This is a genomic window from Streptomyces calidiresistens, from assembly GCF_014141525.1.
Lineage (GTDB): Bacteria > Actinomycetota > Actinomycetes > Streptomycetales > Streptomycetaceae > Streptomyces > Streptomyces calidiresistens.
Genome location: NZ_VKHS01001589.1, coordinates 1 through 422 on the forward strand (window position 1 = coordinate 1; position 422 = coordinate 422).

A 422-nucleotide genomic window follows, 5' to 3' on the forward strand; every position below is an offset into this window, starting at 1 on the left:
GAGAACTCTACACTTGCAGCTTCGTCGGCAGCGACAGATGTGTATAAGAGCCAGGACCCGGGTGGCCGATGTGCCCGAGGGCGGCGGGGTGATCCTGAGCGAGGAGCGGGTGGTGGTCACGCAGCCCGAGCCCGGGGAGTACCGGGCGTTCAGCGCGGTCTGCACCCACCAGGGCTGTGTGGTGAGCGACATCAGCAACGGGGCGATCAACTGCGCCTGTCACCAGAGCAGTTTCTCCATCACCGACGGCTCGGTGCTGGGCGGGCCGGCCACCGCCCCGCTGCCGGAACAGGCGATCACGGTGGAGGGCGACTCGGTGCGCCTGGGCTGAGCGGAATCCGGCGGATCGGCCGTCGTGTCCCGGGGCACCGGGAGACGACGGCCGATCGGTGTTCGGGGCACCGGGAGGGGCGGGGTCAGCC

At 70.1% G+C, this 422-nt stretch carries 1 protein-coding gene; it reads left to right on the plus strand.

Features of this window, described 5'->3' with window-relative positions:
* On the plus strand, positions 1 to 331 hold a 331-nt coding region (locus tag FOE67_RS31050; RefSeq protein WP_182667645.1), incomplete at its 5' end, for a Rieske (2Fe-2S) protein.
* Positions 332 to 422: the final 91 nt, after the last annotated feature.